The organism is Streptomyces sp. NPDC000880 (assembly GCF_053599675.1).
In genome coordinates this window covers 1-20486 of the sequence record NZ_JBSFMS010000129.1, presented here as the reverse complement: position 1 = coordinate 20486, position 20486 = coordinate 1, and the positions used below count along the sequence as shown (strand labels likewise).

The window sequence follows — 20486 nt, the reverse complement described above, 5'->3', positions numbered from 1 at the left end:
CCACTACCGTACTTTTTCGTTCCTATCTCTGGTCCTCTAAGCGGTACGGCTACTGGGCGGTACGGACCCCGGTGTCCGTACCGCCCTTTCGCGTCCCTGCGCGGTTACTTGAGGGCGAGCAGCAGGGTGTCGGAGGGCGAGGCCCACACGACCCGCGCCTCCTCGAACCCGGCCGTGCGCAGCGTCTGTGCGTGCCAGTGCACGGACGGCATCTCCCCGTCAGCGTGCTCGCCGTAGATCTCGTAGCGCTTCGCCGTCGGCTCGGCGAGTACGGGGTCCTTGGCGGCCAGCGCCCACCAGTCGGCCCAGTCGAGCGCGCCGGCGGCCTTGGCGCGGTCCATCTGCCCGTGCCGGTGGGCGCGCTCGGCGGCGTTGATGCGCGGGGTGGTGCGGTCGATCATGTGGTCGGCGTTCATGAAGACGCCGCCTTCCCGCACGACCCCGGCGATCTGTCCGTACAGCGCGGTCAGCGGTCCGCTGCGCAGCCAGTGCAGCGCGGTGGCGGTGAGCACGGCGTCGTACGAGTCGTACGGCAGCTTCGTCACCCAGTTGGGGTCCTTCAGGTCGGCTGTGACGAAGGTGACCCGCTCGTCGCCCTCGAAGTAGCCCCGGGCGATGGTCAACAGGGCGGGATCCAGATCGACCCCCGTGCTGGTGGACTTCGGGAACCGCCGGAACAGCCGGTCCGTAATACTTCCCGTACCGCACGCGAGGTCCAGCACCCGTGGCTCGGGGCCCACCAGAGCCTCGACCATGTCCAGCATCACCCGGAACCGCTCCTCGCGATCGGGCATGTACCACTCCTGCTGCCGGTCCCAGCTCTCCTGCCAGGCCCGCCAGTCTGCTCCCGTGCCCGTATCCGTGCCCGTCCCTGTCACCGTCTCCGACACCGGAACCTCCCGTCCGTAATACCCTCGAAGCTATAGCAGCTGTTACGTCGACATTAGAACGCCGCGGTAAGGACTACAAGTGGAACTGGCCCATTACTCGGACTACGCCGTGCGCCTGGTCAACACCGAGGAGCCGGCTCGCAGCAAGGACTCCCTCACCTCGGTCGAGGCCGTCCGGCAGCTCTTCGGCCCGTCCGCCCAGGCAGCGCGCCGTGCCACCGAGGCGGACGTCACCCGCTTCCGGTCCGTACGAGGCCGGCTCCGCGGGGTCTTCACCGCTGCCGACGCGGGCGACGAGACACAGGCGGTCGACCTGCTCAACTCGCTGCTGCTGGAGTTCCCCGTCAACCCGCAGATCTCGGGCCACGACTACCGGGACGAGGACGGCCGCCCGAAGTGGCACATGCACCTGGCCGACCACCCCTCCAACGCGACGGCGGGGTACGCCGCGATCGCCGCGATGGGGCTCGCGTTCCATCTCACGGAGTACGGAGTGGACCGGCTCGGCCTGTGCCAGGCGACGCCGTGCCGCAATGCCTACCTCGACACTTCGACCAACCGCTCCCGCCGCTACTGCTCGGACCGCTGCGCGACCCGCGCCAACGTGGCCGCCTACCGCGCCCGCAAACGCCTGGAGACGGAACGGCCGCAGAGCACGGGCCGCAGTGCCGAGAACGCCCAGGAGGCGATCCCGCGCACGGAGCGCTGACCCTCCTCGAGCGGGCGATATCTGCCGCGTACCCGCCCGAGCAGCAGCTCATGGGGCACGGTGCCGAACAGCCGGCTGTCTCCCTCCGCCCCCGGGTTGTCCCCCAGTACCCACCAGCCGTCCTCGCGCCGCTCGACGAGCCGTTTGACGATGAGCAGATCCTGCTGGAGCGGATGTCGCAGCACGGCGACGTCGCCGGCCTTCACCTCCGCGCCGTAATGGACCAGCAGTTGATCGCCGTGTTTGAGCGTCGGGTACATGGAAGGACCTGTCACTTCGGCGACCCCGAACGGCGCTTTCGGCTCCCGCCCCTGCTCAGTCATCCGCCACCTCCGAGTCCCACGGTACGTTCGGCCACCAGTCCCATACTGACCCTGGACTTTTGTCCTAAGCACCAGGGGGCACCCGCCAAAACAGGTCCCTCACGGAGTAATGTCCCACCTGAGAAGACGATCACGAGGAAGGACAGCTCAATGCTCTCCCGCCTGTTTGCCCCCAAGGTCAAGGTCAGCGCCCACTGCGACCTGCCCTGCGGTGTCTACGACCCGGCCCAGGCCCGTATCGAGGCCGAGTCGGTCAAGGCCGTCCAGGAGAAGTTCCAGGCCAACGAGGACCCGCACTTCCGGGCCCGCGCCACGGTCATCAAGGAGCAGCGCGCGGAGCTCGCCAAGCACCACGTCTCGGTGCTGTGGAGCGACTACTTCAAGCCGCCGCACTTCGAGAAGTACCCCGAGCTGCACCAGCTGGTCAACGACGCCCTGAAGGCGCTGTCGGCCGCGAAGGCGTCGACGGACCCGGCAACGGGCCAGAAGGCGCTGGACTACATCGCCCAGATCGACAAGATCTTCTGGGAGACCAAGAAGGCCTGACCTTTCCGGTCACGTCTTTTTTGCGCACGTTCGTGTACGTACGACAGCACCCGGTATCCGCGCGGAGCCGGGTGCTGTCGGCGTCTGCGGGCCCCGCCCCTGGCGGCACCTCCTCGTCCCGCGGGCTCTCACCTCTCACAGACCGCGGCGAGGCCGTCGGCAGGGACGCCCTGCGGCAGCTGAGCGACACCTTCTACGAGGCCACCCTCGCCGATCCGCCGCTCGCCCCCGTTTTCGTCCGCGAGGTCTCGGCAGACCCGGCGGGCACCGACCTCGGGGACCCGGGCCCGACCCCGCGCTGGGGCTGGAAGGGCCTGCGCTGACCGGCGGGGTCACCCGGCGTGGCTCGTCAGGCGCCCACCGGCGTACGCAGTGAGAACTCCGCGCCGGGCGGCAGTTGCTTCTGGATGTTGCCGAGAGCGTCGCCGAAGTCACCCCCGGCGACACCGGATTCGTACGCGGCCCCGCCGTAGTGCAGCGTCAGATTGAGGTCCGCCCGGTCCAGCGAACCGTCCTGCTGCGGCTCGCCGAGCGTCAACAGGCAACTGAGCGTGGCCTGTTGGGCCGCGCCGTCCGCGTGGACGGGCAGCGGCATGTCCCACTCCAGCACGCAGGACGACAGCACCCCGGCCGCGCCCACTGCCCCGAGAGCGGCGAACGTCGCCCCTTCGTACTCAACACCCCTTATTCGCGTGCGCAATTGCCGCCCGCTCGCCGCGATTGTGAACGCTTCCGCGCCCGTGCGGTCGCGGTACCAGCCCGCCCAGACTTCCGTCGGCTCCGATGACATGGCGCGGACTGTAGCGGTACGACTTGTTCCGCTGAACAGCCGGGATGCCTCAGGACGCCCCGACCGCCCCACCGGGCTCACCGCCCGACTTCTCGGCAGACTCCTCAGGGGACTTTCCGCTCTGGCTCACGTCGCCCAGTGAGCACCGGGGATTATGGCACGGACCGGGTTCCCAGACGGGGACATATGCCCCGAGCGTCTTGCGTCGTTTGATGACCGTGCCGACAGGCTCTCCGCACGCCGGGCAACGGTGCTCGACCTGCGGGCTGCGGACGGTCTCGCGTCCATTGCTGCCCATACCCCCAGGATATGGCGGTATGGGCAAGCCGGACAGTCCTGCGGTCAGTGCTTCCTGCGGTACTTCCTGACGAGGACGCCATTGTCGAAGGCGCGGACGGAGTCGAGCGTGAAGTCCACGATGCGGCACTCCGCGGCGAACATGGGCATTCCCGAACCGAGGATCACCGGATAGGTCTTGATGACGAGCTCGTCGACCTCGTCCAGCAACTGGCCGGCGAGGTTCGCGCCCCCGCAGAGATAGATGCCGAGCCCGTCCTCCTGCTTGAGTTCGCGGACCTTGGCGGCGACGTCGCCGGAGACGATCTCCACGTTCGGGTCGGGCGACTCCTTGATACTGCGGGAGGCCACGTACTCCCGCAGATGTGCGTACGGACTGGTGACGTTGATTTCGAGCGCGAGGTCGTAGCTGGCCCGGCCCTGGATGATCGTGTCGAACTCGGCGTTCGGCGCGTCGGCGACGCCGAGGGCCTGCCTGGCCGGGGTCGGCAGGGTGTCGTGGCACTCCGTCCTGAGGTAATCGAGGAAGTCCCCGACCACGAACTGGGTGAATAAGTCCGCCTTGCCGTCCGGGGCCCCGATGAAGCCATCGATCGACGCGGCGATGAAGTAGCTGAGCTTTCGCAAACCAGTCCTCTTCGTCAGGGGATACGAGCGTGGACGCCGGCAACCCAAACAACCACTCCACCCATAGTGCTTCAGTCGTAGTGGTTAAGCAAGGTCCTTTCCGACGGGCTTCTCAACCCGCTTGCGGCTCGCGCTACATAGGCTGCGTCAGCGGGTGCGGCGGGTGACGAATTCCGCCAGGGCCAGCAGATCACCCGCCGCCGTCAGGTCCGGAACCGCGCGGGAGAGCTCATGGACGGCCCGGGCCATCCGGTCCGCTGCCTGGAGCTGTGCCCAGTCGCGGCCGCCCGCCCGGTCGACGGCCTCGGCGGCGAGACGCACGGCCGTGGGGCTCATCGGACCGCGGTAGAGCTCGGCCAGGTCAGCACCCGCCGGGGTGCCGGACGTCAGGGCGGCAACCACCGGCAGGGACTTCTTGTGGGACGCCAGATCAGCGCCGGCCGGTTTGCCCGTACGCGCCGGATCACCCCAGATCCCGATCAGATCGTCGATGAGCTGAAAGGCGAGCCCCGCTTCCCGCCCGAAGGCGTCCATGGCCGCAGCCTCCTCCTCGCCCCCGCCCGCGTACAGCGCGCCGAGCGCGCAGGCGCAGCCCAGCAGCGCGCCGGTCTTGGCCGTCGCCATGGCGAGGCACTCGTCGAGAGAGACCTCGTGCGGCGCGCGCTTCTCGAAGGCGCAGTCCGCCTGCTGTCCCGCACAGAGCTCGATCACACACGCCGCCAGCCGCTCCGACGCGGCGGCCGACGCGGGGTGCCGGTCCTCGGCGAGCAGCCGCAGCGCGAGGGCGAGCAGGGCGTCGCCCGCGATGATGGCGTCCGGGGTACCGAAGACCGTCCAGGCGGTGGGGCGGTGCCTGCGGGTGGAGTCCTCGTCGATGACGTCGTCGTGGAGGAGCGTGAAGTTGTGCGCCAGCTCCACCGCGGCCGCCGCCCGCACCGCCTGCCGCGGGTCCCCGCCGAGCGCCCGGGACGCTGCCAGTACAAGCGCGGGCCTGATGGCCTTGCCCGCCGAGGCCGCCGCCGGGGTGCCGTCGGCGTGCTCCCAGCCGAAGTGGTACATCGCGACGCGGCGTATGGATCCGGGCAACGACTCGATGGTGGTCCGCAGTTGGGGATTGACGGCGCTGCGGGTGCGTTCCAGGAGGGCCACGGCCTCGCGGGCCTCGACGGTCTCCGACATGGTCATCTGGGCAGACCTTTCCAGGTGTTGGGCACACCGGGGGCCGACGGGGGGGCCGAGCGGGCACGGGCCGAGCGGTGCGGCCGGGAGCGCGGCGCGATGCCGCGCCCCCGGCCGGGCCGGATCACCGCCAGCGGCTCACCTCGACGTTCTCCAGGACGCCGAGTGAGTCCGGCACCAGCACCGCCGCCGAGTAGTACGCCGTGACCAGGTACGAGATGATCGCCTGCTCGTCGATGCCCATGAAGCGCACGGACAGGCTGGGCTCGATCTCGTCCGGGATTCCGCTCTGCTGCAGTCCGATGACGCCCTGGTCGGCCTCGCCAGTACGCATACAGATGATCGAGGTGGTCCTGGCCTCGGTGACCGGGATCTTGTTGCACGGGAAGATCGGAACACCGCGCCAGGCGGGCACATGGTGGCCGGCCACCTCCACACTGTCGGGCAGCAGACCGCGTCTGTTGCACTCGCGCCCGAAGGCGGCGATGGCCCGCGGATGGGCCAGGAACAACTTCGATCCGCGCCGCCGCGAGAGCAGTTCGTCCATGTCGTCGGGGCTCGGGGCGCCGTCGTGCGGTTGCAACCGCTGCCCGTAGTCGCAGTTGTTCAGCAGTCCGAACTCGCGGTTGTTGATCAGCTCGTGCTCCTGGCGCTCCCGCAGCGCCTCGACCGTGAGCCGCAACTGCTGCTCGGTCTGGTTCATCGGCTGGTTGTAGAGGTCGGCGACACGGCTGTGGACCTTCAGCACGGTCTGGGCCACGCTCAGTTCGTACTCGCGCGGCGCCGCGTCGTAGTCGACGTAGGTGTGCGGGACGACGGCTTCGCCGACGTGGCCCGCGGACAGGTCGATCGCCGCCTCGCCGTACTTGTTGGTGCGCTGCTGCGGCAGAGACGAAAGACCGGCCAGATGCGCGCGGAGCGAGTCGACGCGCTCCGCGAGGTTCAGCACATCGTCCCTGGTCAGCACGAGCACCGTGCATGCTGTCGTGGCACGCGCGGTGTACTGCCAGGAGGCCTCTCGGTCCAGCAGTGCCTGATCGCCGAAGTACGCCCCGTCGGCAAGGACGCCGAGCTCCGCCTCGTCGCCGTACGGACCGGTGCCGAGCTGCTCGACCCTGCCGTGCGCCAGCAGATAGACGCGGTCCGCCGCGGTGCCCGCGGTGGCAAGCACCTCACCGGCCCTGAACTCCCGCTGATCGCAACGGTTCGCCAGCTCGGCGAGCACCGCCTCGTCGCCGTACTCCCGAAGGGCGGGCAACTCGCCGAGCTCGGCGGGGATGACCGCCACCCGGTCGCCGGTCTGCACGAATGTCACGCGACCGTCGCCGACGGAGTAACTGAGGCGGCGGTTCACCCGGTAGGTGCCGCCCTGCACCTGCACCCAAGGCAGCATGCGCAGCAGCCAGCGTGAGGTGATCTCCTGCATCTGCGGGGCGGACTTGGTGGTTGTCGCAAGGTTCCGCGCAGCGGCCGTACCGAGACTCTGCTGCTTCGACGTCTGCTGCTCACGGACCTCGTCTCCGACAGAACCAACCGAACCAACCGACATGTGACTCCCCCTCGATCATGGGCCTGACCTGCACTCGAAAGCTTTCCATCACAGATAGTGCGGGCACCATTACACAAATGGATGGGACTAGTTCAGCGTCGGCGGGGCACGTTGCACGGCTGCGCGTGCCGGTGATCCGTGGGCCGGCGGCTGACCGTCCGCACTGCCGGGACGGCTCCGCGAGCCTGCCGGGGCCGCTGTGCCACGGCGTCATCGACGATGTGCTGCGCACCGTCATAGCGGAGAAGGCACTCCCCACGGACACGAGGCGAACACCGACGGAAACCGCCCCGGAGCTTCACGATGAACTCCATGCGCGAACGCATCCACGAACGTCTGAGGTGACCGCCTGACGCGACAATGGGTGCGTGACCCGGGAAACGCTCGACCTCACCACGGCCCTGCGGCCGCGACTGCCGTCGCCGCTGCAGCCGGTCGAGGACGAGCGCTTCAGCCGGCACGGCATACGTCTCCTGCTCAAGCGCGACGACCTGATCCACCCGGACCTCCCGGGCAACAAGTGGCGCAAACTCTCCCCGAACCTCCACGCGGCGGCGGGCCGCCCGCTCCTGACGTTCGGCGGCGCGTACTCCAACCACCTCCGCGCGACAGCGGCCGCGGGCCGCCTGCTGGGCTTTGAGACGATCGGCGTGGTCCGCGGCGACGAACTGGCCTCACGCCCCCTGAACCCGTCCCTGACCCAGTGCGCGGCGGACGGTATGCACCTGCTCTTCGTCGACCGCGCGACGTACCGCGCCAAGGACGACCCGGAGGTCCTGGCCGAGATCCTGCGGGCGGTCCCGGGCGACGTCTACCTCGTCCCCGAAGGCGGGAGCAACGCCCTCGCCGCCCGGAGCTGCGCCGCCCTCGGCCGCGAGCTCCACCACCTCTCCGACGTCGTCGCCGTCGCCTGCGGCACCGGCGGGACCCTCGCCGGACTCGCCGCCGGCCTCGCACCCGGGCAGCGCGCCATCGGATTCCCCGTCCTCAAGGGCGGCTTCCTCGGCACGGAGATACGCAGCCTCCAGGACGAGGCCTTCGGCGGGCCGGTCGGCGACTGGTCGCTCGACGACCGCTTCCACTTCGGCGGATACGCCCGTACCGCCCCCGGACTCGACGCCTTCGCCGACGACTTCGAGGCCCGCCACCAGCTTCCCGTCGAGCGTGTCTACGTCGCCAAGATGCTCTTCGGCCTGACCACCCTCGCCGCCGACGGCGCCTTCCCGCCCGGCACCGCCGTCGCCGCCGTCATCACCGGTCAGGGCTCCTCCCGGTAGGCGGCCGCCTCCTCCAGATCGAGACGGCGCAGCAGCGTACGCATCATCTCGTCGTCGATCCGCCGCTGGTCCCGCAGCTGTACGAAGACCTCGCGCTCGGCCTCGATCATCTCCCGCGCCAGCCGCCGGTAAGTGTCGTCCGCCGACTCCCCGGTCACCGGGTTCACCGCTCCGAGCCGCTCCCACACAGCGTTCCGCCGCCGCTCGAGCACCGTCCGCAGCCGGTCCGCCAACGGCTGCGGCAGCACATTGCCCTCGTCCGCCAGCAGCTCGTCCAGCCGCCGCTCCGCCGCCCGCGATGCCTGGCTCTGCGCCTGCGCCTCGGCGAGCGTCTCGGCTTGCGCGTCGCGCCCCGGGACCTTCAGCGCCCGGATCAGCGCCGGCAGCGTGAGCCCCTGGATCACCAGCGTCCCGATCACCGTCGTGAAGGTCAGGAACAGCACCAGGTTCCTTGCCGGGAACGGCTCGCCGTCCGCCGTGGTCAGCGGGATCGAGAAGGCGATCGCCAGCGAGACGACCCCGCGCATCCCGGCCCAGCCCACGATCAACGGCGCGGTCCAGGTGGTGTCCGGCTCGCGATTCCTGACCCGCGGCGAAAAAACGCGCGGCAGGAAGGTGGCCGGGAAGACCCAGATGAACCGCACCACCACCACGGCGACGAAGACCCCGACCGCGTACCAGAGCGCCTCGCCCACCCCGTAGCCGCCGAGGTCCTCCACCACGTACGGCAGCTGCAGCCCGATCAGCGCGAAGACCGACGACTCCAGGATGAACGCGACCATCCTCCAGACTGCGTCCTCCTGCAGCCGGGTCGCGAAGTCGACCTGCCAGGAGCGGTGCCCCAGATAGAGCGCGACGACGACCACGGCGAGCACACCGGACGCCCCGACATGCTCGGCTGCCGCGTAGGCGATGAAGGGAATCAGCAGCGAGAGGGTGTTCTGCAGGAGTGCTTCCTTCAGATGCGTACGCAGCCAGTGGATCGGCACCATCAGCACCAGGCCGACGCCGACCCCGCCGAGCGCCGCCAGCGCGAACTCCCCGATACCGCCGACCCAGCTCGCGCCCTCGCCGACCGCCGCGGCCAGCGCCACCTTGTACGCGGTGATCGCAGTCGCGTCGTTCACGAGGGACTCGCCCTGCAGGATCGTCGTGATCCGGTTCGGCAGCCCCATCCGCCGGGCGATCGCGGTCGCGGCGACCGCGTCCGGTGGCGCGACGACCGCGCCCAGCACCAGCGCGGCGGTCAGCGGCAGATCCGGCACCAGCAGATAGGCGAGGTAACCCACAGCGACGGTCGCGAAGAGGGTATAGCCGACCGAAAGCAGTGCGACGGGCCGCAGATTCGCCCGCAGATCGAGGTACGAGCTGTCGACCGCGGCCTTGTGCAGCAGCGGCGGCAGCACCAGCGGCAGCACGATGTGCGGGTCGAGCGTGTAGTCCGGCACCCCTGGCACATACGCGCCGATGAGCCCCATGGTCACCAGCAGCAGCGGCGCCGGCACGGGTGTCCTGCGGGCTGCCCCGGCGATCGCGGCGCTCGCCGCGATCAGCGCGACCAGTGGCAATGCGTCCATCTCGGCGTCCTTCACGTCCGTCAGTACGTACGTCACCAGCGTCACGTACGTCACCTGCGTCGTAATCTGGCAATCATGAGCGAGTGCCCGCATGTAGCAGAACTGCCCCACCCCGAGCCGGTCCCGCTGAGCGAGACCTGCCCGGAGTGTCTGGCGGTCGGCAGCCACCCCGTACAGCTGCGACTCTGCCTGATCTGCGGCCTCGTCGGCTGCTGCGACTCCTCCCCCCTGCGGCACGCCAACGCGCACTTCATGCAGACCGGGCACCCGGTGATGCGCAGCTTTGAGCCGGGTGAGAGGTGGCGCTGGTGCTTTGTCGACGGTTCGATCGTCTGACTCGTGGGTACGTCAACCCTCCGCCGGTTCCTCGTAATTGGGCGTCGCAGACCCCTAGCCACTGTGTGTGGTCGTATGCTTACCATGAGTGACAGTCACCGACCGGGGGTCCCTGCGACAGGGCACCATGGATCGCGATAGCGTCGCCGGGCCAGTACCGGCTACGTACAGACGGACTGACTACGTAGTGACGGCTTCGGGATCTCCCCTCCCGTAGCCCCGAAAGAGCTTGTGCCACCTTGGAGGTGAGGGTGTCCCAGATCGCAGGCGAGCCCGGGACTCAGGACTTCGTGGAAGTCCGGCTGCCCGCTGCCGGTGCCTACCTGTCCGTGCTGCGTACGGCCACGGCCGGCCTCGCAGCGCGCTTGGACTTCACCCTCGACGAGATCGAGGATCTGCGGATCGCGGTCGACGAGGCGTGCGCGATCCTGCTGCAACAGGCCGTCCCCGGTTCCGTTCTCAGCTGCGTGTTCCGACTCGTCGACGACTCACTCGAGGTCACGGTCTCGGCGCCGACGACAGACGGCCGGGCGCCGGAGCGCGACACCTTCGCCTGGACGGTGCTCTCGGCACTGGCCGGCAAGGTCGACTCGTCGGTCGCCGATGACCGTACGGTCTCCATCAGCCTGTACAAACAGCGCGGCGCGGGACCCGGGCCGGCGTGAGGAACGGGGACGGTCCGGTGCAGAACGAGCCACCCGCGGTGACGGGCATCCCGGAACAGCAGGCGCGGCCGCATCCGGTGGACGGACTTGACGGCCGGACGGCCGCGGCGGAACAGGCGCAGGTTGTGGGTACCTCCCAGGCGAAGCTCTGGGGGAGGGCGGACCGTATGAGCGAGCACGTGCACGAGCAGCAGCAACACGATCCACATGACCGCAGCGGGGCGCGGGCGATGTTCATCGAGCTGCGCAAGCTGCCCGACGGCTCGTCGCAGCGGGCGGAGATGCGCAACCAGCTGGTGCGAATGCATCTGCCCCTGGTCGAGCATCTGGCGCGGCGTTTCCGCAACCGCGGCGAGCCGCTGGACGACCTGACACAGGTCGCGACGATCGGCCTGATCAAGTCGGTCGACCGGTTCGATCCGGATCGGGGCGTCGAGTTCTCGACGTACGCGACGCCGACGGTGGTCGGCGAGATCAAGCGCCACTTCCGCGACAAGGGCTGGGCGGTCCGAGTCCCGCGCCGCCTCCAGGAACTACGGCTCGCGCTGACCACGGCGACGGCGGAGCTGTCCCAGCAGCACGGCCGCTCCCCGACGGTCCACGAGTTGGCGGAACGCCTGGGTATCTCGGAGGAGGAGGTCCTGGAGGGCCTGGAGTCCGCGAACGCGTACTCCACGCTGTCCCTGGACGTTCCCGATACGGACGACGAGTCACCGGCGGTGGCGGACACACTGGGCGCGGAGGACGAGGCCCTGGAGGGCGTCGAATACCGCGAGTCGCTGAAGCCGCTGCTGGAGGACCTGCCACCGCGCGAGAAGCGGATCCTGCTGCTGAGATTCTTCGGCAACATGACGCAGTCGCAGATCGCGCAGGAGGTGGGCATCTCCCAGATGCACGTCTCCCGCTTGCTGGCCCGCACGCTGGCACAGCTCCGCGAGAAGCTCCTGGTCGAGGAGTAACCGGCCCGCGGGGGACGAGGAGTAACCGGCCCGCGGGGATGCGGGCGGCCGTCCCCGCCGGGGGGCGTACCGCCCGGCGGGAGCGGCTACGCGTCGCGCGCCGGGCCGCGGATGCCCAGGGCCTCGGTCGTCGTCGGGTTCACCAGGAGTACCAGGCCCGTCACCGCGACCACCACCAGTGCGATGCCCAGCGGGATCAGCGCTCCCGACGCGCGCAGCAGCGTCCAGGCCGGGATCAGAGCCATCAGGTGCGTGATGATCGCCGGGCCGCGGCTCCAGCTGCGGCGTCGCAGCAGGCCCCGCGCCGCGGTCAGCGGGAGCGCTCCGAGTGCGATCAGCGTCACTCCGCCCGTCTCCGCCTGCGACGGACTGTCCGGCCGACCGAGCAGGCCCATCACGAGCATGTAGACGCCGCACGCGACCAGCGCCAGGCCTTCCAGGCCGGACACCACGGCCGCGGCGGTCAGGCGGGCAGGGCGGGGGGGCTGGTCAGTGCTCATCCCAGCAGGGTAGCTGTCGTGCGAAGCCCTGGGCTGGGCCAGGCAAACCCCACTGGGTACGCTGCTGCGCATGCGCGCACTTCTCGTGGTCAATCCGGCAGCAACCACCACCAGTGCCCGCACCCGCGACGTACTCATCCACGCCCTCGCCAGCGAGATGAAGCTGGAGGTCGTGACAACGGAGTACCGCGGGCACGCCCGCGACGTCGGCCGCCGGGCCGCGGAGTCCGACGACATGGATCTCGTTGTCGCCCTCGGCGGCGACGGCACAGTGAACGAGGTCGTCAACGGTCTGCTCCACCACGGCCCCGACCCCGACCGCCTCCCCCGCCTCGCCGTCGTCCCCGGCGGCTCGACGAACGTCTTCGCCCGCGCGCTCGGCCTTCCGAACGACGCCGTCGAGGCGACCGGCGCCATCCTGGACGCACTGCGCGACCGGACCGAGCGGACGGTCGGCCTCGGTCTCGCGGCCGGCACCCCGGGAACCGAGGACGAGGCAGTCCCCTCCCGCTGGTTCACCTTCTGCGCCGGACTCGGCTTCGACGCGAGCGTCATAGGCCGGGTCGAACAGCAGCGGGAGCGCGGCAAGCGGTCCACGCACGCCCTTTATGTGCGCCAGGTGGTACGCCAGTTCCTGGACGAGCCGCACCGCCGGCACGGCCCGATCACCCTGGAGCGCCCCGGCCACGACCCGGTCACCGACCTTGTCCTGTCCATAATCTGCAACACCTCCCCCTGGACCTACCTGGGCAGTCGCCCGGTGTACGCGTCCCCGGCAGCCTCCTTCGACACCGCCCTGGACGTCGTCGCACTGTCCAAGATGTCGACCCCCGCCGTGGCCCGTTACGCAACCCAGCTGCTCACTTCCACCCCCGAGCGCGGCCCGCACGGCAAGCACGCGGTCACTCTCCATGACCTCACAGACTTCACCTTGAATTCGAAGGTTCCACTCCCGTTTCAGATGGACGGTGACCACCTGGGACTCCGTACGAGCGTGACGTTCACAGGCGTACGCCGTGCACTGCGTGTGATTGTGTGAGCGGAAGGGTCGAAAGTCCTTTATCTCGAACGTATGGACTGGGCTCCACCCCATAGAAGTACGGGTGTGACCTAGCCGACACCGAGGAATCAAAAAAAAGTTTCCGGAAGGGGTTGTATCCGCCGCCGAGGTTTGCGAATCTCTACATGGCGATCGGGACGGCCCGCGACATCGGCCCCACAGATAGCCAGAACCCCTCCTCAAACCTCAGGACCACGCCAGTGCGGCGGTCGGCCCTTCCCTTGCGGGGGGATTCGTGAAAGCGTTCACATTCACAAGCAACCCGCATGTAATACCAAGGAGAGGTAGCAGCCATGGACTGGCGTCACAACGCCGTTTGCCGCGAGGAAGACCCCGAGCTCTTCTTCCCCATCGGCAACACTGGTCCTGCGCTGCTGCAGATCGAGGAAGCCAAGGCCGTCTGCCGTCGCTGCCCCGTCATGGAGCAGTGCCTGCAGTGGGCGCTCGAGTCCGGCCAGGACTCCGGCGTCTGGGGTGGCCTCAGCGAGGACGAGCGCCGCGCAATGAAGCGTCGTGCCGCTCGCAACCGGGCGCGTAACGCCAGCGCCTGAAGCCCGCCCCTGCTACGAGCCTGAGCTTGGCGGCGCGTACAGAGAGTACGCACTCACCGCCTCCCGAGCCGCAGCGCGCAGTACCCCGAAGCGCACAAAGCTCTGAGCCCCGGACCGTGTACATACGGTCCGGGGCTCGCTGCTGTTTTCCGGCTGCTGCGACTACTGCTTCTGCGCCTGTACGGGTACGTCGAGCACGACCCTGGTTCCCCTCCCGGGGGCGGGGACCATGTCGAACGTTCCGCCCAACTCCCCCTCCACCAGGGTCCGTACGATCTGCAGACCAAGATTGCCGGTCTGCTGGGGGTCGAAGCCCTCGGGTAGTCCGCAACCGTCGTCCTGGACGGTGATCAGGAGCCGGCTGTCCGTGTGCTGATCGCCTCGTACGGCCGCGACCTCGACCGAGCCGTGCTCCCCCTGCGCGAAGGCGTGCTCCAGGGCGTTCTGCAGCACCTCGGTGAGGACCATCGCGAGCGGGGTGGCCACCTCGGCGTCGAGGATGCCGAAGCGGCCCGTACGGCGGCACTCGACCTTGCCGGGGGAGATCTCGGCGACCATCGCGATGACCCGGTCGGCGATCTCGTCGAACTCGACGCGCTCGTCCAGGTTCTGGGAGAGGGTCTCGTGGACGATCGCGATCGAACCGACGCGCCGCACCGCCTCGTTGAGCGCCTCGCGGCCGCGTACGGAATCCATCCGGCGGGACTGCAGCCGCAACAGGGCCGCGACCGTCTGGAGATTGTTCTTCACCCGGTGGTGGATCTCCCGGATGGTCGCGTCCTTGGTGATCAATTCGCGCTCGCGACGGCGGAGTTCGGTAACGTCGCGGCAGAGCACGAGGGAACCGATCCGGGTGCCCTTGGGCTTGAGCGGGATGGCGCGCAGCTGGATGACGCCGCCGTTGCCCTCGATCTCGGTCTCACGGGGCGCGTAGCCGCTGGCCAGCTTGACCAGGGCCTCGTCGACGGGGCCGCGGGACGGGGCCAGTTCGGCGGTGATCTGGCCGAGGTGGTGTCCGACGAGGTCGGAGGCGAGGCCGAGGCGGTGGTACGCGGAGAGGCCGTTGGGGCTGGCGTACTGCACGACGCCGTCCGCATCCAGCCGGATCAGCCCGTCGCCGACGCGCGGGGAAGCGTCCATGTCGACTTGTTGCCCGGGGAAGGGGAAGGAGCCGGCGGCGATCATCTGGGCGAGGTCGGAGGCGCTCTGGAGGTAGGTGAGCTCCAGCCGGCTGGGCGTACGGACAGTAAGGAGGTTGGTGTTCCGGGCGATGACGCCGAGGACGCGGCCCTCACGGCGTACGGGGATGGACTCGACCCGTACCGGAACCTCCTCGCGCCACTCCGGGTCGCCCTCGCGCACGATCCGCCCCTCGTCGAGCGCGGCGTCGAGCAGCGGGCGCCGGCCACGGGGAACGAGATGGCCGACCATGTCGTCCTGGTAGGACGTGGGGCCGGTATTGGGGCGCATCTGGGCAACGGAGACGTAGCGGGTGCCGTCGCGGGTGGGTACCCACAGGACGAGGTCGGCGAAGGAGAGGTCCGAGAGCAGCTGCCACTCCGAGACCAGCAGATGCAGCCACTCGAGGTCGGATTCGCTGAGGGCTGTGTGCTGGCGTACGAGGTCGTTCATGGAGGGCACATCTGCGAGCGTACCTGTGGGGTGAACCGGGTGAGTTGCCCGGCCGTGTTGAAGGATGGGCCGAGAAGTAAGCTCTGCAGATGGATGGACAGCGGAGAATGGTCTAGTCCACAATGATTGTGTTAAAGCCTCCATCCTCCCGCACAGGAGGGTGGAACGAGGTACCCGGCGCTCTCTGCCCTGACTGCGCCGAGACCTCCGATACGGCCACGCGGGACCGCACACCTGCCGGCCGGAGCAACTCCGGGCTGCGGTGCCGGACGGGTTGAGGGTCCCGTCAGGCGCCGCGGCCCGCGGGTGTTTGCGGCTACTTTTATCTGCGGCTTAGCCCCGGCCTCCTGTGCCCCCGTGGCCCCGCCCCGCTCAGTGCGTCTCCGTGACCTTTGCCAGTGCCCTCGGCGCGTCCGGGTCCTGGCCGCGGGCGATGGTCACCTCGTACGCCAGGAGTTGCAGCGGGAGAATCTCCAGGATCGGCTGGAGATTCTCCGGGACGCCGTACGTCGGGAGTACGAAGCCCGCCGAGGCCGCCTCGACCTGGGGGGACGGGCCCACCACCACCAGGTCCGCGCCGCGGCCGCGGAGGCGGTCGAGGACCGGCTGGAGGACCTCGCCGCCCTTGCCGTCCGGGACCACCGCGATGACCGGGGAGACGTTGTCCACCATCGCCAGCGGACCGTGCAGCAGGTCCGCGCCGGAGTACGAGAGCGCCGGGATGTAGCTCGTCTCCATCAGCTTCAGCGCCGCCTCCTTCGCCGTGGGGTAGCCGTAACCCCGTGACGTGATGACCATCCGCTCGGCGAAGCGGTAGCGGGACGCCAGCTGCCGTACCTCGTCCTGGCGGGACAGGACCTGCGACGCCAGGTCCGGCAGCGCCTTCGCCGCCGCGCCGTCGCCGCCTCGCAGCCCTTCCACGAAGAGGTAGAGCGCCAGCAGCGATGCGGTGTACGTCTTCGTCGCCGGGAGCGCCTTCTCCGGCCCTGCCAGGATGTCGATGTGGAATTCGGAGACCGCCGCCAGCGGGGAGTCCGGGTTGTTCGTGACCGCCAGCGTGATCGCGCCCGCCTCGCGCGCCGCCTTCGTCGAGACCACCAGGTCCGGCGAACCGCCGGACTGGCTGACCGTGATGACCAGGACGTCGGTCAGGTCCGGCCGCGCGCCGTACGCCGTCATCGTGGACATGGAGGTCAGCCCGCACGGCAGACCCAGCTGGATCTCCAGCAGGTACTTCGCGTACAGCGCGGCGTTGTCGGACGTGCCGCGCGCGGTCAACAGCACGAACCGCGGGCTCCGCGCCGCGATCGCCGTCGCCACCTCGCGGATCCTCGGCGCGCCCTCCTGAAGGATGTGCCGCAGCACCGCGGGCTGCTCTGCCATCTCACCGGCCATGATCCGGCCCGGCTGTTCGGACAGGCCCGGCTGTTCGGACATGCGGGGTGCCTCCATGTGGCATTCCTCGTGCACGGTCCGCGTCGGTCAGACCCCGGCGCCCTTGCCGGTGATGACCTCCGCGGCGGCCCGTCCGCAGACGCGAGCGGCGCCATGGGTCGCGATGTGCAGGGCACCCCTCGGCTCCGCCCGGTCCACCCCCATCTCGACCACGACCGTGTCGGGCCGGGCAGCGATCAGGGCGTCCAGGGCATCCGCCATCCAGGGGTGGCGGTGAACGTCGCGTACTACAGCGATGATCCTACGGTCCGCCGCAGCAGCCAGCACATTTCCGACCAATGCGGAGGTCTCGGTCGCGCTGTCGTATGTGCCGGTTTCGGTGCCGGGCAGCATCGCCCCCAGCTCCGCCGCCACCCCCCACGGGGTCTCGTCCCCCACCGCGATGTTCGCGACCGGGCTGAAGGCGGCGACATAGGGGGCGACCGCCACCGGCTCGTAAAGCAGCTGTCCCACCGTCACCCGTACCGCCCGGCGCGCCGCGACCAGCCCGATGTCGCTGCCGGGCGCGATCCCTCCCCTCGGCATCACCTGGGGGATCCCCACTTCCGATGCCGCCCCCGGCTCCGCTGCAGCCGCCCTGGCCCGCCGCGTCCAGTCGGCGAGTGCGCGTACCCGCGCCGCCGCGTCGGCCAGCCGCTCCTCGGGCAGTTCGCCATCCCGTACCGCCGTGACCAGCGCGTCGCGCAGTCGCAGTACGGTCTCCTCGTCGGCCAGGCCGCCGCCGACGCAAATGGCGTCGGCTCCCGCGGCGATCGCGAGGACGGAGCCACGCTCGATGCCGTACGCCACCGAGATGGCCTGCATCTCCATGCCGTCGGTGACGATCAGGCCCTGGTAGCCCAACTCCTCGCGCAGCAGACCGGTGAGGATCTGCGGGCTCAGCGTCGCCGGGTGCTTCGGGTCGAGCGCGGGAAGCAGAATGTGCGCGCTCATCACCGCTTTGGAACCCGCCGCGATCGCCGCGCGGAAAGGCGCCAGCTCACGGGCGTGCAGAGTGTCGAGATCCACACTGATCCGGGGCAGCGCGTGATGCGAGTCCACATTGGTGTCGCCGTGCCCGGGGAAGTGTTTGGTGCAGGCGGCGACTCCGGCGGCCTGAAGTCCTTCGATGTACGCGACGGTGTGCCGGGAGGCGAGCGTGGTGTCGGCGCCGAACGACCGCACGCCGATGACCGGGTTGTCTGGATTGGAGTTGATATCCGCCGAGGGCGCCCAGTTGAGGTCGACCCCGCATGCGGCGAGCCGGCGGCCCAGTTCACGGGCGACGGCCCGGGTGAGGTCCGTATCGTCCACCGTGCCGAGCGCGTAGTTCCCGGGGAAGGAAGAACCGTTACGCACCTCAAGTCGCGTGACGTCCCCGCCCTCCTCATCGATCGCGACAAGCACATCGTCCCGTTCGGCCCGCAACTGCGCGGTGAGCACGGCCAGTTGGCCGGGCGAGACGACATTGCGGCCGAACAGGCCGACGGCGGAAAGTCCTTCGCCTATCCGGCGCAGCAGCCACTCGGGCGCGGTGGTGCCGACGAAACCCGGCTGGAGGACGGCGAGGGCGTCGCGGGTCAGGGTGTCTGTGCTGCGTACGAGCATCGTCATGGGCGGTGCTATCCCTTCACTGCGCCGTCGGTCAGACCACTGACCGCCCTGCGCTGCAGGAAGACGAAGAGGACGAGAATCGGGATCGCGAACAGTGTGGAGGCGGCCATGGTGGCGCCCCAGTCGTCGCCGAACTGGGTCTGGAACCGGGAGAGCCACAGCGGCAGCGTCTGGGCCTCCGCGTTCTTGTTGAGAATGAGCACCATGGGGAACTCGTTCCACGCGGTAATGAAGCCGAAGAGCGAGGTCGACATCAGACCCGGCGCGAGCAGCGGCAGAATCACCTTCATGAACGCCTCACGTCGGGTGCAGCCGTCGACCATGGCCGACTCCTCCAGCTCCCTGGGCACCGCGGCGACGAAGCCGCGCAGCGTCAGGAGGGTGAAGGGCAGCACCATGACCATGTAGAAGAGGGTCAGCGGTATCAGCCTGTTCAGCATGTCCGCGTCCCGGACGACGATGTAGATCGCGATGACCATGACCTCCCAGGGCGCCATCTGGGCGATCATGAAGCCCACGATGAAGCCGCGGCGGCCCCTGAATCGCATCCGGGCGAGCGCGAATGCTCCCGCCAGCGCCAGCGCCAGGGAGAACACCACCGCGAGGATGGTGACGGTGAGGGAGTTGCCGACGAGCGTCCAGAAGTTCTCGGCCTCCACCGCCGTCTTGAAGTGCTCGAAGGTGAGGTTCACTGGGAACCAGACCGGGTCCTCGGCGACGATGTCCGGGGTCGGCTTGAGGGCCGTCGCGAACATCCAGTACACGGGGAAGACAAAGCCGATGACGAGTACGACGGCCGTCGCGTTGGGCCAGATACGGCCGAGCAGTGAGCGCTTCACAGCTCGTCCTCCCCTTGCTTGAGAACGATCCGGAGGTAGTACGAGGTCAGGCTGAGCAGGATGAGGATGGTGAGCACCGAGATGGCCGCACCCATGCCGTAGTGCTGGTTGCCGACACCTTCCACGAAGGCGTACACGGGCAGAATCTCGGTGAGACGGTCCGGACCGCCCTCGTTGATCGCGAAGACCTGGGGGAAGGCCTTGAAGACCCAGATGACCTCGAGGAACGTGGTCGCGAAGAGGAACGGCCTGAGGTACGGCAGGGTCACCGAGGTGAAGCTCTTGACGGCACCGGCGCCGTCCAGCGAGGCGGCTTCGTAGAGTTCCTTGGGGATGGTCGTCGTCGCGGCGTACAGATTGATCGCGACGAACGGGATCGACTGCCAGACGATAAGGACCGTGATCACGAAGAAGGTGGAGAACTGGCTGCCGGTCCAGTTGTACTCCGCCATGGCGTGGAAACCGACCTTGTCGAGCATCCAGTTGACGACTCCGAACCGCGAGGCGAAGAGCCACTGGTAGACGGTGGTCGCGGCGATGACGGGCATGGCCCAGGCGAGAACCAGGCCGATCAGCAGGGTGACCCGCATCCGCCGGCCGAGGCGGGCGAGCAGCAGACCGACCAGGGTGCCGAGCAGCATGATCAGTAAGACATTGGCGCCGGTGAAGGCGACCGAGCGGCCCGTGACCCGCCAGAAGTCCGGACTGCCCAGGATTTCCTTGTAGTTGTCGACGCCGTTCCACTCTTCGAGGTGCTGGATCAGCTGCCTCATATTCAGGTTCTGGAACGACAGCAGCCCGTTCTTCACCATCGGCCAGCCGAGGAACAGCGCGGTGACGGCCACCGGGGGCAGCAGCAGAAGATAGGGCGCGAGTGCGGCCGCCCTGCCGCGCGCCGGGGGCCGGCCCGAACCCTTGGGGGTCGTGAGTACCTCCGTCGGGCCGGAGGGCGGCCGTTCGGTCTGCACGGTCATGCTGGCCATCTCTTCCTAGGCGCTACGGAAACGCAGTCGGCCGCCGGGGACGGACTCTTGTTGGTGAACTGCTGGCGCTCGAAGTCGATGTCCTGCCAGCGCAGGCCGAGCACTTCACTCCGCCGAAGGCCGAGGACCAAGACCAGGACACACGCCGC

General features: G+C 69.0%; 22 protein-coding genes. 9 read left to right on the top strand and 13 right to left on the bottom strand.

Going from position 1 to position 20486, the window contains the following annotated elements:
• Positions 1-104 precede the first annotated feature (104 nt).
• Positions 105-890 (bottom strand): class I SAM-dependent methyltransferase, encoded by a 786-nt coding sequence (locus ACWDO5_RS29680; RefSeq protein ID WP_450533484.1) that lies wholly within the window; start codon positions 888-890, stop codon positions 105-107.
• A gap of 79 nt (positions 891-969) precedes the next feature.
• Here ACWDO5_RS29680 and ACWDO5_RS29675 point away from each other — a divergent pair, with 79 nt between their 5' ends.
• Positions 970-1599 carry a CGNR zinc finger domain-containing protein gene (locus tag ACWDO5_RS29675; RefSeq protein WP_450533483.1) on the top strand — a complete coding sequence of 210 codons (630 nt, stop codon included), beginning with the start codon at positions 970-972 and terminating at the stop codon, positions 1597-1599.
• Here ACWDO5_RS29675 and sodX read toward each other — a convergent pair.
• Positions 1503-1922: a nickel-type superoxide dismutase maturation protease gene (gene sodX / locus ACWDO5_RS29670; protein WP_450533482.1), complete on the bottom strand. Its 420-nt coding sequence runs from the start codon at positions 1920-1922 to the stop codon at positions 1503-1505. The two genes, ACWDO5_RS29675 and sodX, sit on opposite strands and share 97 nt — an antisense overlap.
• 150 nt (positions 1923-2072) lie before the next feature.
• On the opposite strand from sodX, the gene sodN reads away from it, so the two are divergent.
• Entirely contained in the window at positions 2073-2468 is a 396-nt protein-coding gene (gene sodN, locus ACWDO5_RS29665) for a superoxide dismutase, Ni (protein WP_215095254.1), read from the top strand.
• Between the two features lie 71 nt (positions 2469-2539).
• Positions 2540-2791, top strand: coding sequence for a hypothetical protein (locus ACWDO5_RS29660; RefSeq protein ID WP_450533481.1), 252 nt, complete (start codon positions 2540-2542; stop codon positions 2789-2791).
• A 26-nt stretch (positions 2792-2817) separates the two neighbouring features.
• Here the strand turns inward: ACWDO5_RS29660 and ACWDO5_RS29655 are convergent, their stop codons facing one another.
• The 4 genes from ACWDO5_RS29655 to ACWDO5_RS29640 form a co-directional block, all read right to left on the bottom strand.
• Positions 2818-3258, bottom strand: a complete 441-nt coding sequence (locus tag ACWDO5_RS29655; protein WP_450533480.1) for a DUF6304 family protein — start codon at positions 3256-3258, stop codon at positions 2818-2820.
• Between the two features lie 342 nt (positions 3259-3600).
• A complete protein-coding gene (locus ACWDO5_RS29650) occupies positions 3601-4182 on the bottom strand; it encodes a dihydrofolate reductase family protein (protein WP_450533479.1) in 582 nt (193 codons plus the stop codon).
• A 147-nt stretch (positions 4183-4329) separates the two neighbouring features.
• Positions 4330-5367, bottom strand: a complete 1038-nt coding sequence (locus ACWDO5_RS29645) for a family 2 encapsulin nanocompartment cargo protein polyprenyl transferase (RefSeq protein WP_450533478.1) — start codon at positions 5365-5367, stop codon at positions 4330-4332.
• A 118-nt stretch (positions 5368-5485) separates the two neighbouring features.
• Positions 5486-6910 carry a family 2B encapsulin nanocompartment shell protein gene (locus ACWDO5_RS29640; protein WP_450533477.1) on the bottom strand — a complete coding sequence of 475 codons (1425 nt, stop codon included), beginning with the start codon at positions 6908-6910 and terminating at the stop codon, positions 5486-5488.
• Positions 6911-7278: 368 nt separating this feature from the next.
• On the opposite strand from ACWDO5_RS29640, the gene ACWDO5_RS29635 reads away from it, so the two are divergent.
• Entirely contained in the window at positions 7279-8187 is a 909-nt protein-coding gene (locus tag ACWDO5_RS29635) for a 1-aminocyclopropane-1-carboxylate deaminase/D-cysteine desulfhydrase (RefSeq protein ID WP_450533476.1), read from the top strand.
• On the opposite strand, the gene ACWDO5_RS29630 is transcribed toward ACWDO5_RS29635, so the two are convergent.
• The gene (locus ACWDO5_RS29630; protein ID WP_450533486.1) at positions 8169-9764 is read right to left on the bottom strand and encodes a Na+/H+ antiporter; all 1596 of its coding nucleotides are present in this window, start codon (positions 9762-9764) and stop codon (positions 8169-8171) included. The genes ACWDO5_RS29635 and ACWDO5_RS29630 overlap by 19 nt on opposite strands.
• A gap of 75 nt (positions 9765-9839) precedes the next feature.
• On the opposite strand from ACWDO5_RS29630, the gene ACWDO5_RS29625 reads away from it, so the two are divergent.
• From ACWDO5_RS29625 to ACWDO5_RS29615, 3 genes are all read left to right on the top strand, one after another.
• Positions 9840-10100 carry a UBP-type zinc finger domain-containing protein gene (locus ACWDO5_RS29625; RefSeq protein ID WP_450533475.1) on the top strand — a complete coding sequence of 87 codons (261 nt, stop codon included), beginning with the start codon at positions 9840-9842 and terminating at the stop codon, positions 10098-10100.
• A gap of 251 nt (positions 10101-10351) precedes the next feature.
• The gene (locus tag ACWDO5_RS29620; RefSeq protein ID WP_018845530.1) at positions 10352-10765 is read left to right on the top strand and encodes an ATP-binding protein; all 414 of its coding nucleotides are present in this window, start codon (positions 10352-10354) and stop codon (positions 10763-10765) included.
• A gap of 17 nt (positions 10766-10782) precedes the next feature.
• Positions 10783-11724, top strand: a complete 942-nt coding sequence (locus ACWDO5_RS29615; RefSeq protein ID WP_450533474.1) for an RNA polymerase sigma factor SigF — start codon at positions 10783-10785, stop codon at positions 11722-11724.
• Positions 11725-11810: 86 nt separating this feature from the next.
• Here the strand turns inward: ACWDO5_RS29615 and ACWDO5_RS29610 are convergent, their stop codons facing one another.
• Positions 11811-12224, bottom strand: a complete 414-nt coding sequence (locus ACWDO5_RS29610; protein WP_450533473.1) for a hypothetical protein — start codon at positions 12222-12224, stop codon at positions 11811-11813.
• A gap of 70 nt (positions 12225-12294) precedes the next feature.
• Here ACWDO5_RS29610 and ACWDO5_RS29605 point away from each other — a divergent pair, with 70 nt between their 5' ends.
• Complete coding sequence (locus tag ACWDO5_RS29605) at positions 12295-13263, top strand: diacylglycerol/lipid kinase family protein (RefSeq protein ID WP_450533472.1); 969 nt, start codon at positions 12295-12297, stop codon at positions 13261-13263.
• Between the two features lie 314 nt (positions 13264-13577).
• Positions 13578-13835, top strand: a complete 258-nt coding sequence (locus tag ACWDO5_RS29600) for a WhiB family transcriptional regulator (protein WP_003953983.1) — start codon at positions 13578-13580, stop codon at positions 13833-13835.
• Positions 13836-13997: 162 nt separating this feature from the next.
• On the opposite strand, the gene ACWDO5_RS29595 is transcribed toward ACWDO5_RS29600, so the two are convergent.
• The 5 genes from ACWDO5_RS29595 to ACWDO5_RS29575 form a co-directional block, all read right to left on the bottom strand.
• The gene (locus tag ACWDO5_RS29595) at positions 13998-15467 is read right to left on the bottom strand and encodes a sensor histidine kinase (protein ID WP_450533485.1); all 1470 of its coding nucleotides are present in this window, start codon (positions 15465-15467) and stop codon (positions 13998-14000) included.
• A gap of 372 nt (positions 15468-15839) precedes the next feature.
• A complete protein-coding gene (locus ACWDO5_RS29590) occupies positions 15840-16904 on the bottom strand; it encodes an SIS domain-containing protein (protein ID WP_450533471.1) in 1065 nt (354 codons plus the stop codon).
• A 45-nt stretch (positions 16905-16949) separates the two neighbouring features.
• A complete protein-coding gene (locus ACWDO5_RS29585) occupies positions 16950-18515 on the bottom strand; it encodes a glycoside hydrolase family 3 protein (protein WP_450533470.1) in 1566 nt (521 codons plus the stop codon).
• Positions 18516-18523: 8 nt separating this feature from the next.
• Positions 18524-19354 carry a carbohydrate ABC transporter permease gene (locus ACWDO5_RS29580; RefSeq protein ID WP_450533469.1) on the bottom strand — a complete coding sequence of 277 codons (831 nt, stop codon included), beginning with the start codon at positions 19352-19354 and terminating at the stop codon, positions 18524-18526.
• On the bottom strand, positions 19351-20328 hold the full coding sequence (locus ACWDO5_RS29575; RefSeq protein ID WP_450533468.1) for a carbohydrate ABC transporter permease: 978 nt from the start codon (positions 20326-20328) through the stop codon (positions 19351-19353). The genes ACWDO5_RS29580 and ACWDO5_RS29575 overlap by 4 nt, the downstream gene beginning before the upstream one ends.
• Positions 20329-20486 lie beyond the last annotated feature (158 nt).